Genomic DNA, 14,220 nt, shown 5'->3' on the forward strand with positions numbered 1-14,220 from the left:
CTTTCAGGCCGTTTTTTTGACGATTCAGTCGGAAGGAGTTGTTCTACGGAAAAGGTTTTTGTTGTTTTACAGTCTCTTTAACAACTCAAAAACACGATTTGCAATGAAACTTTTCTCCTCCGCAAGCACGCTCCTCCTTTGTCTAAGCCTAGGAATAGCGCACGCCCAAATCAAAACCCCCGCCGCCAGCCCCGCCGCCACGGCGGTACAAAGCATCGGTTTGGCCAAAGTAACCGTAGAATACAGCCGCCCAGCGTTGAAAGGCCGTAAATTATTCGGCACCCCTTTGGCCCCTTACGGTCAAGTTTGGAGAACGGGCGCCAACAAAGTGCCCAACCTGATTTTATCCCAAGAAATGATCCTCGAAGGGCAAAAAGTACCTGCGGGAACGTATGGGCTATTTACCATCCCGACCGAGACCGAATGGACGATTATTCTGAGCAAAAACCCTAATCAATGGGGGGCGTACGATTATAAACAAACCGACGACCTCCTCAGGTTTAAGGTAAAAGCCGAAAAAACGGCGAAAACGGAAGAGTATTTCACGATTGAATTTACCGACTTTACGCCCAATTCGGCCAAAATCGCCATTCGTTGGGAGAATTTACAGGCCAAATTCAGCATTTCGCACGACCCAGATGCGCAAATCATGGCGGAGATTCAACAAAAAATAAACGCGCCTACGGTCACTGAAGGTACGTACTCAGATGCCGCAAATTATTACTACGACACCAACCGCGATTTGAACAAAGCCTACGAATGGGCCAATAAAGTGGTCGAGAAAGAAAAAGAATACTGGACCTACTACCTGCGGGGGAAAATTGCCGCTAAAATCGGAAAATGCGACGTAGCCATTGCCGATGCCCAAAAAGGCTTAGAACTGGCAAAAAAAGCCAATGATGGGGCCTACATTCTAAACCATACCAACGTGTTGAAAGCTTGCGGCAAATAAACTCTTGTATAACTCACTCACACACAAAAGGGTTGAAAGTCAGACTTTCAACCCTTTTGTGTGTATAAACAAATTTGAATTTTCTAATCGACTCTCCACAACAGCGAAGAATCTCCATAGCTCAAAAAGCGATAATCGTTGGCCAAAGCTGCTTGATAAACGCTACGCCACTGTGGACCCAAAAAAGCCGCCACTAACAACATCAACGTTGAGCCAGGCTGGTGATAATTCGTAATCAGTCCTTTACATATTTTGAAACGATAGCCTGGAAAAATCATTATCTCTGTCTCCCCCACCAATTCTTCTAGCTGAGCATCCGCCATATAAGCCAAAATAGCCTTTAAAGACGCTTGAGGTGTGGGTTCGAAGGAATAATCCAAATAAGGAGTCAGCTTTTCAATAAAAAAATGCTCACCGTCATTTCTTTGGTCTAAAGAAGAAGTCAGTAGTTTTACCCCAATCCAGTATAAACTTTCTAAAGAGCGCATGGATGTGGTGCCAACGGCAACCACTTGCTCAATGTTCAGAAGAAGATTTTCAATAAAGGATTTCTTAAAAACCACCTGCTCGGAGTGCATGGTATGCTCCACCGCATTCTGAACCTTTACGGGTTGGAAAGTACCCGCCCCCACGTGCAGGGTTACAAAATCGTGGTGGATGCCTTTATCGGAAAGTTGCTGAAATACATTTTCCGTAAAATGAAGCCCAGCCGTGGGGGCCGCCACCGCCCCCTCTACTTTTGAATACACGGTTTGATACGTATCCGAGTCATGCGCATCGGCATGACGCCCCAAATAAGGCGGCAACGGAATTTCGCCTAATGCCCGAATCACGTCGACAAAATACAAGCCCCCCGACCAACTGAATTGAACCCAATTTCGTTCGTTATCAATCAGCTCGGCCTCTACGCTGCACTTTGTTCCTTGCACCTCACACTCAATACTGAGTTTTTCTCCCGTTTTCCAACGTTTCTTGTTTCCAATCATACAACTCCAAACGCAAAACTGGGTCTGTTGCATGATGTCATTAATAATGCGGGAAGGAGCTTCTGGGTGCAGTAAAAAGATTTCGATGGTTGCGCCCGTTGCTTTCTGAAAAAATACCCGCGCAGGAATTACTTTCGTATTGTTAAAAACCAGAAAAGCATTTTGCGGCAAAAACTGTGATAAATCATAAAAATGCTCGTGCTGGATTTGACCGTTGTCAAAAATAAGCAGTTTTGAAGTATCGCGAGGTTCAACAGGAAAGCGGGCAATACGCTCATCGGGTAAGTCGTAATGATAATCAGCGAGTGGTATTTCAGGAAGATTTTTCATAACAAGGACTCAACTCACTAAAGCTCCTCTACTTTTGGTTTTATCATCAACCGAATGGGCAATGCCAAAACGATGATTAACAACAAAATCACGATCAGATAGAATAACCCTTCAAAATCGCCGATTTTAAAGGTAAATTCGTTGTTTACCGTAGCAAGAACAAATACTGTCATGGCAATAATGGTATTAATCATGGCCACCAAGCTAAAAATCCAGTTTTGAATATGCTCGTTGAGGTCATCGCGTTGGGCGGTCCATTCGGTTTGGTTCGGAATGGGCAGAAGATGACTAGGTAATTTAATAAGTTGACGACCCAAAGCGGGAAAAAGAACATTGTTGGCCACAATCAAAGCGACCAGAATATAGAAAACATCTGATTTCCCAATGAATTCGTCGGCTTTGCCGAAAGCGTCAAAGTGTACACCGACATCGGCACTAAAAAGACTATAACTGTAAATAGATGTACCAAACACCGCAATCATTGAAAAAAAACGCCACGTGCGGATGGCTAAAGTTGTAAATTTCATAGTTAAAAAGTTAAGGGTTAAAAGTCAGAAATTAAAGGTTGGCATTAACCCCTAACTTTTAACTCTTAACCCTTTATCAATGTTTTAAAGAAATCAAGTTGCTGCGATTTCTATTTCTTCACCGTATTTATCATAGAATTTAAACTCAGTTACAGCCAATGAGCTGTCTTTCAAAAGTTTAACCCACGATTTATATCTAAACAACCACTTGAGTCGGGGCGACGGGAATCCCGCCGTAAAGTACGCGTGCAAGTACGGGTGAAGGGCTACCGACACCTTTTGTTCATTTTGACGGGTAAGGAGATATTCAAGGTTATTTTCAATAATATCCGAAATCAGGATACTGGGCTGAATCGTACCAGTTCCATTACACGTTGGACACACTTCGCGGGTCACAATGTTAATTTCTGGACGAACCCGTTGGCGCGTAATCTGCATCAACCCAAACTTTGTCAGCGGGAGCAACGTAAACTTCGAACGGTCGGCCTTCATTTCGGCTTTCATTTCGTCGTAAAGCTGCTTTTTGTGCTCGGCTTTCTTCATATCAATGAAGTCTACCACAATGATTCCGCCCATATCGCGCAAGCGCAATTGGCGGGCAATTTCTTTCGCCGCTTCGATGTTGGTGTGCAGTGCCGTGTCTTCCTGATTTTCCTCGTTATTGGACTTGTTGCCACTGTTGACATCAATCACGTGGAGTGCTTCGGTGTGTTCTACGATGAGATACCCACCTCCCGGAAGGCTTACCGAGCGTCCAAACAATGATTTAATTTGCTTTTCAAGGCCTACCTGCTCAAACAGCTTATTTTTGCCGCTGTATAGTTTGAGAATTTTCTCTTTGTCAGGCGCAATCGTGTGAATAAACCCTTTAATGTCGTCGTACATATCTTTGGTATCCACCGTGATACTATCAAAAGTATCGTTCAGTAAATCTCGCATAATGGACGACGCCCGATTCATCTCCCCGATGATTCGGTCACGGGGTTTTGCTTCGGTGAGCATTTTCATTCCGTTTTCCCACTTTTGAATGGAGTTTTGAATATCTCTATCCAACTCTTCCACTTCCTTATTGGCCGCTACGGTGCGGACAATAATTCCGAAATTTGCGGGTTTCACCGATGTCATTAATCGGTGTAAACGGGTACGTTCAGCCTTATCCGTAATTTTTTTAGAGATATTGACTGAATTAGAAAAGGGAACTAACACCGCGTAGCGACCTGCAATAGAAATGTCGCAGGATAGACGGGGGCCTTTGGTAGAAATAGGTTCTTTGACAACCTGGACCAGTATGGGCTGATTTTTGCCCAACACTTTGTCAATTTTTCCAAGTTTATCAATTTCCGGCTCCATTTTGAAGTTATTCAATTTGCCGGAATTCATTCGCTTCGCAATGACCTCTTTGGTTAGTTTGTTAAGCGACTGGACATTTGGACCTAAATCATGGTAATGTAGAAAAGCATCTTTTTCGTATCCGATGTCAACAAAAGCAGCGTTCAAACCAGTAACAAGTTTCCGAACAGTTCCTAAATAAATATCACCGACCGTAAAACTGTTTTCCGACTCCTCCACATGGTACTCCACAAGGCGCTTTTGTTGCAAAAGCGCTATGCGTGTCCCTTTTTGTGAGGCACTGATGATTAATTCGCTACTCAATGTTTTGTAAGGATCTAAGGTGAAAACCATTCCGTAAACCTCACGAATGGCTCAAAACAACTACATAGTCAAAAAGGCATTTGACGAAGTATATAAAACCCAAAACCAAGGTTGAAAAGCACCTTGGTTTTGGGATAAATTACTTCTTCTTATGACGATTTTTTCTGAGGCGCTTTTTCCGTTTGTGAGTAGCGATTTTGTGTCTTTTTCTTTTCTTTCCGCAAGGCATAGCTTTACAATTTTTAAGTTAATTAGTATGTTACAGCGGCCATGTACCGCTTGTTATTCGTTTGTGAGTACCGCGAATAACGGTTTTATTTTAAGTCTTTTTCCAACTCCGCAATCGCCGCTTGAATGGTAGGGTCTTTCTCCTGACCTTTCACGACCGATAGTTCTTCCAGCGCCTCTTTATTCTTACCCGTTTGAGCCAATGAAACGCCCAAATAAAAACGAGCTTTTGAATTCATGGGGTTTCCTTTCAACAATTGACGAAAACGTTCCACCGCTTTTTCGTACTGGTTTGAACGCATCGATAGAAGTCCCAAATTAAACAAAGCTACTTCATTGGTTGGGTCATTTGCCAAAACTTCTCTCAACAACAAGATTCCCTGCATGGGTGTTTCCGTAGAAACATAGGTCATCGCCATGTTGGCTTTGGCGTTGAGAAGAGCAGGGTTCTTATCAAGCGCTTTCTGGTACCATTCTCTCGCCTTAGCACCTAATGCTGAAGACTTTTTGGTGTCAACAGCAAAACTAAATGCATCATAATAACGGTCGCCAGCACGAAGCAAGTTAGGCTCGGCAGGCTCCAACAAAGCAAGCGTTTCTGCATACTTTGCGGCGCTGTCAAATTTTCTGATATTCAGATAAAAATCAGAAAGCTTCAGAGCCGCTCCTCCTTTTTGCTTTGAATCCCGGGCAGAAACCAACTGCTGAGATAGCGCCGCGACCGAATTTTGCTGTTCAGCAGTTAATGGCTCAATATGCGTTTCCGCAGCGGTCGAAGTTGTTTCGGTTTGGCCCGATACAGGTGCCTGAGTGCTGTCTTTACCCTTCGAAAGTTCTCGATCTTGACTTTTAACAACAACTTTTGGCAAACTATAAAGCCCACCAATGAGTACAGTAGCCAATAAAATAACAATCAGGATTGAACGGTTCATAACATTTTCAGGCAGCTCCTTCGTGCCGTTGAAATTACTTTTCTGAGCCTTTTACTTGCTCAACAAACACTTTAGCAGGCTTAAAACTTGGAACATAATGCTCGTCAATGACGATAGCAGTGTTCTTAGAAATGTTACGAGCTACTTTTTTAGCGCGTTTTTTGTTAACAAAACTACCAAAACCACGAACATAAATGTTCTCACCTTTGGCCAATGAGTCTTTTACTACTGTGAAAAACGCTTCAACTGTTTCAGAAACGTGTGCTTTTTCGATGCCGGTTTGATCGGCAACTGCTGCAATTAAGTCTGCTTTCGTCACTTTTTTAAACTTTAAGGTTATAAAACTGTTATTCTTTGTAATATTAGTTTCAAAATCCTGCGGAGCCAATCTATTTTACAATCGGCTTATTTTGAGCGCACAAAAGTAGTATAATTTCGACAAAATGCGAAAATCTTTTACGCCTTAATTTCAAAACAAACATTCGAAAACCATTGAATAACAAGTTTTTTGCCAACGAGCTCATTAAATGGTATGAGTATCATCACCGTGATTTACCCTGGCGACGCACCCGCAACGCCTACTATATATGGCTCTCAGAAATTATTCTTCAACAAACCCGTATAGCGCAGGGATTACCTTATTATGAACGTTTTATAGAAGCCTATCCCACCGTCCTTGATTTAGCCAATGCTCCTGAGCAAGAGGTCATTCGACTCTGGCAGGGCTTAGGTTACTATTCTCGCGCACGAAACCTGCACCAAACGGCCAAATACATTGTAGAAGAGCTCAACGGTGCATTTCCGACCACCTATGCAGGATTGCTTAAACTAAAAGGAATCGGCCCTTACACTGCTGCCGCCATTGCGTCTTTTGCTTACGATGAACCCGTAGCGGTAGTAGATGGCAACGTATACCGGGTACTGTCGAGGGTATTTGGGATTGATACTGATATTACCAGCGGCGAAGGACAACGGCAATTTGCCAATTTGGCCAATGAACTGATTTCTCGCGAGCAACCCGCCACCTACAATCAGGCCATCATGGAGTTTGGGGCCGTTCAATGCACTCCATCATCCCCCGACTGCCTGTTGTGTCCTGTACAGCCCCATTGTGTTGCTTTTGCCACTGGCAGGATTGATTTATTGCCCGTCAAAGTCAAGAAAACCAAGGTGCGAGAGCGATTTTTCAACTATTTTGTCATTGTTCAAAATGGACGGATCGCCATGCGACAACGAACCGACAAAGATGTCTGGCAAAAGTTGTTTGACTTTTACCTGATTGAAACTGAGGCAATCGTCCAAAGTATAGACGAATTCGCTGATAATCAAACAATTAATACCATTTTCTCTCAAACAACAATTAGCCCCCCAAGCCGAATTTTTACGCATATCCTCACCCATCAACGTATTCAGGCGCAGTTTTGGGTACTTGAAGCTCCCCGCCAAATTACGTTGAATTTACCCCCTGAACTGACTTTTTTAACGGAAGAAGAAATAGAAAATGTACCCAAACCCGTGCTGGTTACGTCTTATTGGAAAGAGCATTTTTTTTAAGTATTTTTGTAATTGAAAATACTGCAAAAAACGCCAAAAATCGGGAATTAAAATGCTCATTTTTCGTTAGCGTCATTACCCGATTTTAGCCAGGTGCTTATTCAAACTTCGTAACTTTAAACATCTAAATAATACAATGGCAGGAGTAAACAAAGTAATTCTATTGGGCAATTTGGGCAGCGACCCAGAAGTACGCCATCTCGAAAATGGTTCGGCGGTGGCACGCTTCAACATTGCAACTTCAGAAGCCTACACCAACCGCAGTGGAGAACGTGTAGAGCAAACGGAGTGGCACCGAATTGAACTTTGGGACAATTTGGCCAAAATCGCCGAGCAATACCTTCGCAAAGGCAATACCGTCTATATTGAAGGAAAACTGCGCACCGAAACTTGGACGGATAAAGAAGGAAAACAGCGTGAAGGAAAAACCGTACGGGCCAATACGATGCAGTTGGTAGGAGGCAGAAACAGTGGAGGCGATAGCAACGAACAACACGCACAACCTGCTACCGCAACCCAAGCAAGCCGCCCCGCACCTGCTCCCAAACCCGCCGAGCCCATTTCGTCAGATCTTGGCGGTAGTGGCGACGATGATTTACCGTTTTAACAACAAAAAAACCTGACAGGAATTCCTGTCAGGTTTCAACAACACCATTTGTTTACTTCTTTACTACTTCCATTTTTACTTCGTAGTTCTTTTGGGCATCTGCATCTGCCACAGTACCTGGGTAAGGCGATACCTGCTTCAAAACAAACAGATATTTCTCGTTTTTCACCGTCACTTCCAGAGAGTCCTGGCTCACAGGGCTTTTGTATTTGGTAGGTTGTACTTGTTGACAATCTCCCAAACACATTTGAATTTTTTGGGTATCGTTTACGGACAAATCAACGACTACCTCCCCGGCACGGATACAAATCGCGTTGGCAGGACAACGACTATCAGCGACTGCGTCAAATGAAAGTTTAATGCCCTCCACTTGCGTATTTTGTTTGATTCTTAGGCTGATTTCTTCCTTTACTCCCGCTTTTTCGTTGTTTTTTTGTTGCTCAGCGTCAATTTTTTCAGACTGGCAACCCATGGCTGTTAGAAATGCAAATAAGATTACTTTTTTCATGGCAAGAATAAATAATACTTTTATCCGACAAACACCGTGTCTGTCAACAATGACAAGACGCAGTCTTATTTTTATTAGTTGTAATCTTTTGTAAAAAAATGTTATCAATCATTGGAATTAACCACGTAGCCATCTATGTAGCAGATGTAGCCCAAAGTGTTGAATTTTACGAAAAAATTGTAAGATTAACTCCCTTGGCCCGGCCAGCATTTGACTTTCCGGGCGCCTGGTTTAAAATCGGAGACGCACAAGAGTTGCACATCATAGGCATACGCACCGAGCCTGTTGTATCAGGCTCTCGAAGCAATCATTTTGCGCTGGAAGTAAGTGATTTGGATGCATGGGAGGCGCATTTTAAAGCAACAAATACAACTTACCGCCCTCCCAAATTTCGGCCCGATGGTGTACGGCAGATATTTCTCCAAGACCCCGATGGATATTGGATAGAATTCTTTTCAAGAAAGGGCAACCAATTGATTTAGGTTGGTTGTCCTTTCTTACTTTATTTTTTTTCAAAAGCCAAAGCCGCACCGTTCATGCAGTACCTTAAGCCCGTAGGGCGCGGGCCATCGTCAAATACGTGGCCCAAATGGGCGTCGCAAACGGCGCAAATAACCTCATCGCGTTCCATGCCAAAGCTTTTGTCTTTTTCGTCTTTCAAGACTTTTTTATTGAGCGGAGCGTAAAAACTCGGCCAGCCAGTACCCGATTCAAATTTTGTATCGGAACTAAAAAGCGGAGTGTTGCAACATACACATTTATACGTTCCCTTCTCTTTGTTGTTCCAGTAAGGTCCCGTAAAAGCGCGTTCTGTTCCCTTCTGACGGGTCACGTAGTATTGCATCGGAGTCAGTAGTTTTTTCCACTCGGCGTCCGTTTTTACAACCCGTTTCAATTCCTGGCTTTGCTGTTGGGCCAGCGCCGGCAGTCCGGCCAATACTACTCCTCCAAGTGAGCGAATGAAAATACGGCGATTCATCTTTGTTAGGTTATGCTTGTTTTGTGCTTATATTAACGTATTCTTTTATTGTATAGTTTTAATTATCAAAAATATGCTTCCAAAGTGGGATTTAGCGGGTAAAGTTGCGCTGGTGACGGGGGGAACCAAAGGAATTGGACAGGCCACAACCCAAACATTACTTCAACTGGGTGCCGAAGTAATCATCGTTGCCCGCAATGAAGGTGAGATTGAGCGTCAACTTGCCAATTATGAAGCTCAGGGTTTGAAAGCAACGGGTTTTGTGGCCGATTTGAGCAACCATGAGACCATTCCTGAACTCGTCAAACACATTAGCCTACGTTGGGGGAAATTAGACATTTTGGTCAATAATGTAGGGACTAACATCCGAAAACCTACCACAAGTTACACAGCTGAAGAATTTAATTTAATCATATCCACCAACTTAACCTCGGCATTTTCATTGTCGCAGGCATTGTATCCGTTGTTAAAAAATGCCCAGGGATGCATTGTCAACGTTACCTCGGTAGCGGGATTAACATCCCTTAAAAGCGGCTCTATTTACGGCATGACCAAGGCCGCTCTCAATCAATTGACCCGCAATTTGGCCTGTGAATGGGCCGCCGACGGTATTCGTGTCAACGCCGTAGCGCCGTGGTACATCGAGACTCCTTTGACCGAGTCAGTTCTTTCCAACAAAGAAAGCCTCGATTACATCCTATCGCGTACGCCCATGAAACGCGTCGGGCAGCCAGAAGAGGTCGCGTCGGCCATCGCCTTTCTTTGTTTGCCCGCTGCCAGCTACATTACAGGTAACATTGTAACCGTCGATGGCGGTTTTGCCGTTTATGGATTTTAAGCTAATTTTAAAAAAATTTAAAAAATACGCCCCAAAACTTTCAAGTGCGAAAAAAAATTCATTTTTTCGGCTTCTAAATGACCTACTAACTCCTAACACTAACCATGTCAAAACCTAAACAAAGCTACGTTGGACCATTGATTATCATTGGTTTATTATTTTTCGTATTCGGATTTGTCACGTGGGTAAACGGCACGCTCATTACTTTTTTCAAGAAAGCCTTTAACCTAGACAACACCAGCTCATACCTCGTTACGTTTGCCTTTTTTATCTCATATACGGTCATGGCCATTCCTTCCTCAGAAGTGCTAAAACGTACAGGTTTTAAGCGAGGAATGTCACTTGGACTGGGAATTATGGCCGTTGGAACGCTGATTTTTATCCCTGCCGCACAAATCGCTTCGTATCCTTTGTTTTTGGTCGGTCTTTTTACCATTGGTATTGGTTTAACCCTGCTGCAAACGGCTTCCAATCCCTACGCAACCATCCTTGGCCCCCGCGAAAGCGCCGCCCAACGGATTAGCTTTTTAGGAATTGCCAACAAATTAGCGGGGATATTCAGCCAACGCCTCTTCGGTGGGCTTTTATTGGCAGGTGGTGCCGCCACTACGCCCCAAGAAGAACTTCAAAAAGTAGAAACACCTTATTTGATTTTAACGGCAATCTTGGTCGTATTAGCGGGCGTAATTTGGTTCTCAAAAGGGCTACCTGAGGTAAGCGAAGAACAAGAAGAAGTGCCTGGAAACGCGGTCAAAGTGACCCGTAACAGCGTTTTTTCTTTTCCAAACTTAGTATTGGGCGTCATTGCGTTGTTTTGTTACGTAGGAGTTGAGGTGATTGCAGGAGATACAATTATCAGTTATGGCGTCTCTTTAGGTTTTCCCGAAAGTGAAGCCAGTACCTTTGGCACCTACACTCTATGGTCAATGCTCGCCGCCTACGGCTTAGGTATCGTCCTTATTCCTAAATATGTTTCTCAAGTTACATGTTTGCGTGTTTCTGCCATTCTTGGTATTGTGGGCACGGTCATTGCCGTTACCACTGGTGGTTTTACCTCCGTTTTGTTTATTGCTTTTTTAGGCTTCGCCAACGCCCTTGTGTGGCCTGCGATGTGGCCTTTGGCTTTGGACGGGCTAGGCAAATTCACCAAAATTGGCTCGGCTTTGCTTATTATGGGGATTTCAGGAGGCGCCGTTTTACCATTGATTTATGGTAACATAGCCGATTCCATCCACAGCACCCAACAAGCCTATTGGATAATGATGCCTCTTTATTTATTTATCCTCTATTATGCTTTTATTGGCTACAAAAAACGCAGTTGGTAATTTCATTTAAACAGGCCTTTTGCCGCCCTCTCTTTCCCAAAAGGAGAGGGAATTTTTTTAGATATGAAAATCAGTACACCCGGCCGAATATGTTTGTTTGGCGAACATCAAGATTATTTAGGATTGCCAACGGTAGCCGCCGCTATTTCGCGCCGAATCAGCATCGAAGGGAGTCATCGTGCAGATGAGCAAATCATTATTCACTTGCCAGACATCAATGGGCAAGAAATTTTTACGCTCTCCAACGCATCCACATACGTCAAAGACCGGGATTATTTTCGAAGTACATTCAATGTATTGCGTCGACGCGGATTTGTGTTCAGTCGAGGGCTAGAATGTGAAGTTCACGGCAATATCCCCATCAATTCGGGTACATCGAGTTCGTCGGCGCTCATCGTTTCATGGGCCAATTTCTTAAGTCGAAACGCCGACAATCCCGCCGTTATTTCCTCCAAAGAACTTGGAGAAATCGCCAACGAAGCCGAAGTCTTGGAATTTGGGGAACCCGGCGGCATGATGGACCATTATTCAACGGCCATAGGTCATGTGATTTACCTCGAATCTACGCCAAAAATTTACGTAGAAGCATTGAACCCTACGTTGGGCACCTTCGTTTTGGGAGACTCACAGCAACCCAAAGATACCCTCGGCATTTTGGCCCGCTGTCGATTTGGGATGGAAGCAATCATCAAAAAAGTAACGGAATACGACCCGTCTTTTTCGATTTTCCATACGCCTTTCGCTCAGGCTACCGACTACGCTTCTTTGCTGTCAATGGATGAACTTGGGCTGTTGAAAGCCAACTTGGAAGACCGTGACCTGTTGGTTGAAGGAAAAAAATTACTCCAAAAATCGGCCACTTCTACCCAAGAAACCAACGATATTGATGTAGTTTTTGGTCAATTACTTTACCGTCATTTCCAAAACCTCCGTGACCACAAACGCACCTCTACCGAAAAAATAAATCGCATGGTAGAAGCCTCCATAAAAGCTGGTGCCTTGGGAGGAAAAATAAACGGCTCTGGTGGTGGTGGCTGCATGTTTATGTACGCTCCCAATTGTGCCGAAGAAGTAGCCGATGCCATACGACGGGAAGGAGGAATCCCGTACATTATTACGGTTGATGAAGGAACGAAATTAGAACAATAAAGCCGTTCGGTGGTTTTATTGATAGGTTACAAAAATCTTTTGGGGTGTTTGAGTCGTTTATTATGTTTTCGAAACGATTCTAACACCTTCTTTTATTTACAAATAAAAATTCAATCATAAAAAAGAGCAGGCTTACACCTGCTCTCTTAAGAATAGTTTCACGGCTGTTAGTAAGTTAGAACAAAAGTCCTTTGCTGAACATTGGATAAATAAAGTAAAATACGATGTACACCATGACAAGTAGCGTTAAAGCGGCTAACCAAAGACTCTGGTCCCGAAATAATGGAGTTCTCCTCTCATTAGAGGGCATGCGGTAGATTTTCTGAGTTTTCATAACCTGTGGAATGGTTTTTTTGGGGTTTTGCACTGCAAAGGAGCTACCTTTTTTTTACATTCTTTAGCGTAAAACTACGTGTTCTACTGAAAAGTTATCTAACGGTCGGTCAGCTGACTTTTGGAACGGAATTATTGCTTTTTATTTGTACAATTATCACTTTTACGAATGCCATCATACATCACATCAATCGGAACAGCTGTCCCTGAAAACTGCATCGAACAATCTTCTATTGCCGACTTTATGGTTCGGGCTTCGCAGTTAAATGCAAATGAGGCACGTAAACTCCGGGTACTGTATCGAAGCACTAAAATCAGGAAACGCTATTCCGTATTGAACGACTATGGCAAAACAGAGAACTTTGACTTTTACGCCAATACCGTTGATTTAGAGCCATTTCCGAGTGTATCTCAACGAATGTTGGCCTATCGACAACACGCCCTTCCTCTGGCGCTAAATGCCGTAAAAGCCGCTTTAACTCACAACAACGACGTTTCAAAAATCCCTAATTTTACACATCTCATTACCGTCAGTTGCACAGGGTTATACGCTCCGGGATTAGACATCGAATTGGTTGAAGCGTTGGGATTATCTCGGCAAGTCCAACGAACATCCATCAATTTCATGGGTTGCTACGGTGCATTTAACGGGCTCAAAATGGCCAACACCATTGTACAGGCCGACCCGCAAGCCAAAGTTTTATTGGTCTGTATTGAATTGTGTACGCTGCATTTTCAGAAAAAAACCGACGATAACTACCTGCTTTCCAATGCCCTATTTGCCGACGGGGCCGCCGCGGTTATCATTGAAGGGCAGCCTAAACGGCTGTCGCTTGAGATGCAGTCTTTCCATTGTGATTTACTATTTGAAGGCCGCAACGACATGGCTTGGCACGTTGGTGATTTTGGGTTTGAAATGGTGCTGAGTTCGTACATACCGCGTTTGGTCAAAGGAGGACTTGGGGAACTTATGAGTCACCTGCAACAAAATACCACATTACCCGCCTTTGATTTTTACGCTATTCATCCAGGGGGGCGGGCCATCCTGGAAGCCGCCGAAAACCAGCTCGGCCTCACCCCAGAAGACAATCGCTATGCATACGAGGTGTTGAGCGATTACGGCAATATGTCGTCGTGTACGGTTTTATTCGTTTTGCAAAAATTGCTTCAAGAACGCACCCCAAAAGATAAAGACAAACACATTTTCAGCTGTGCTTTTGGGCCAGGGCTAACGCTCGAAACGGGTATCTTCAAAATAGCAATCAGCTAAAGGTGAGAAATTTTACTCAACCAATAGCCCAATTGATTTTCCAGTAGTA

The 14,220-nt window shown here is 43.7% G+C and carries 15 protein-coding genes; 8 read left to right on the forward strand and 7 right to left on the reverse strand.

Annotated features, from left to right (window positions below):
- Window positions 1-103 precede the first annotated feature (103 nt).
- Window positions 104-952: a DUF2911 domain-containing protein gene (locus GVN20_RS06060; RefSeq protein WP_166557477.1), complete on the forward strand. Its 849-nt coding sequence runs from the start codon at window positions 104-106 to the stop codon at window positions 950-952.
- Between the two features lie 83 nt (window positions 953-1,035).
- Here GVN20_RS06060 and GVN20_RS06065 read toward each other — a convergent pair whose 3' ends face one another.
- The 5 genes from GVN20_RS06065 to GVN20_RS06085 all read right to left on the reverse strand — a co-directional run bounded on the left by GVN20_RS06065 (window position 1,036) and on the right by GVN20_RS06085 (window position 5,927).
- Window positions 1,036-2,268, reverse strand: a complete 1,233-nt coding sequence (locus GVN20_RS06065) for an S-adenosylmethionine:tRNA ribosyltransferase-isomerase (RefSeq protein WP_166557478.1) — start codon at window positions 2,266-2,268, stop codon at window positions 1,036-1,038.
- A 17-nt stretch (window positions 2,269-2,285) separates the two neighbouring features.
- Complete coding sequence (locus tag GVN20_RS06070) at window positions 2,286-2,795, reverse strand: hypothetical protein (protein WP_114463625.1); 510 nt, start codon at window positions 2,793-2,795, stop codon at window positions 2,286-2,288.
- Between the two features lie 93 nt (window positions 2,796-2,888).
- The gene (locus GVN20_RS06075) at window positions 2,889-4,448 is read right to left on the reverse strand and encodes an Rne/Rng family ribonuclease (RefSeq protein ID WP_206023212.1); all 1,560 of its coding nucleotides are present in this window, start codon (window positions 4,446-4,448) and stop codon (window positions 2,889-2,891) included.
- Window positions 4,449-4,762: 314 nt separating this feature from the next.
- Window positions 4,763-5,608 carry a tetratricopeptide repeat protein gene (locus GVN20_RS06080; RefSeq protein WP_166557479.1) on the reverse strand — a complete coding sequence of 282 codons (846 nt, stop codon included), beginning with the start codon at window positions 5,606-5,608 and terminating at the stop codon, window positions 4,763-4,765.
- 34 nt (window positions 5,609-5,642) lie between these two features.
- Complete coding sequence (locus GVN20_RS06085) at window positions 5,643-5,927, reverse strand: HU family DNA-binding protein (RefSeq protein WP_114070131.1); 285 nt, start codon at window positions 5,925-5,927, stop codon at window positions 5,643-5,645.
- Between the two features lie 173 nt (window positions 5,928-6,100).
- Here GVN20_RS06085 and mutY point away from each other — a divergent pair, with 173 nt between their 5' ends.
- A complete protein-coding gene (mutY, locus tag GVN20_RS06090) occupies window positions 6,101-7,162 on the forward strand; it encodes an A/G-specific adenine glycosylase (protein ID WP_166557480.1) in 1,062 nt (353 codons plus the stop codon).
- Between the two features lie 136 nt (window positions 7,163-7,298).
- On the forward strand, window positions 7,299-7,769 hold the full coding sequence (locus GVN20_RS06095) for a single-stranded DNA-binding protein (RefSeq protein ID WP_166557481.1): 471 nt from the start codon (window positions 7,299-7,301) through the stop codon (window positions 7,767-7,769).
- A gap of 52 nt (window positions 7,770-7,821) precedes the next feature.
- On the opposite strand, the gene GVN20_RS06100 is transcribed toward GVN20_RS06095, so the two are convergent.
- On the reverse strand, window positions 7,822-8,277 hold the full coding sequence (locus GVN20_RS06100) for a hypothetical protein (RefSeq protein WP_166557482.1): 456 nt from the start codon (window positions 8,275-8,277) through the stop codon (window positions 7,822-7,824).
- Window positions 8,278-8,375: 98 nt separating this feature from the next.
- Here GVN20_RS06100 and GVN20_RS06105 point away from each other — a divergent pair, with 98 nt between their 5' ends.
- A complete protein-coding gene (locus tag GVN20_RS06105; protein WP_166557483.1) occupies window positions 8,376-8,759 on the forward strand; it encodes a VOC family protein in 384 nt (127 codons plus the stop codon).
- A 20-nt stretch (window positions 8,760-8,779) separates the two neighbouring features.
- Here the strand turns inward: GVN20_RS06105 and msrB are convergent, their stop codons facing one another.
- Window positions 8,780-9,256 carry a peptide-methionine (R)-S-oxide reductase MsrB gene (gene msrB / locus GVN20_RS06110; protein ID WP_162793536.1) on the reverse strand — a complete coding sequence of 159 codons (477 nt, stop codon included), beginning with the start codon at window positions 9,254-9,256 and terminating at the stop codon, window positions 8,780-8,782.
- A 73-nt stretch (window positions 9,257-9,329) separates the two neighbouring features.
- On the opposite strand from msrB, the gene GVN20_RS06115 reads away from it, so the two are divergent.
- From GVN20_RS06115 to GVN20_RS06130, 4 genes are all read left to right on the forward strand, one after another.
- Window positions 9,330-10,094 (forward strand): SDR family oxidoreductase, encoded by a 765-nt coding sequence (locus GVN20_RS06115; RefSeq protein WP_166557484.1) that lies wholly within the window; start codon window positions 9,330-9,332, stop codon window positions 10,092-10,094.
- 104 nt (window positions 10,095-10,198) lie between these two features.
- Complete coding sequence (locus tag GVN20_RS06120; protein WP_166557485.1) at window positions 10,199-11,419, forward strand: sugar MFS transporter; 1,221 nt, start codon at window positions 10,199-10,201, stop codon at window positions 11,417-11,419.
- Window positions 11,420-11,482: 63 nt separating this feature from the next.
- Window positions 11,483-12,568, forward strand: coding sequence for a mevalonate kinase (locus tag GVN20_RS06125; RefSeq protein WP_166557486.1), 1,086 nt, complete (start codon window positions 11,483-11,485; stop codon window positions 12,566-12,568).
- 502 nt (window positions 12,569-13,070) lie between these two features.
- The gene (locus tag GVN20_RS06130) at window positions 13,071-14,171 is read left to right on the forward strand and encodes a type III polyketide synthase (RefSeq protein WP_166557487.1); all 1,101 of its coding nucleotides are present in this window, start codon (window positions 13,071-13,073) and stop codon (window positions 14,169-14,171) included.
- Window positions 14,172-14,220 lie beyond the last annotated feature (49 nt).

Origin of the sequence: Runella sp. CRIBMP (assembly GCF_009905605.1) — a bacterium.
Lineage (GTDB): Bacteria > Bacteroidota > Bacteroidia > Cytophagales > Spirosomataceae > Runella.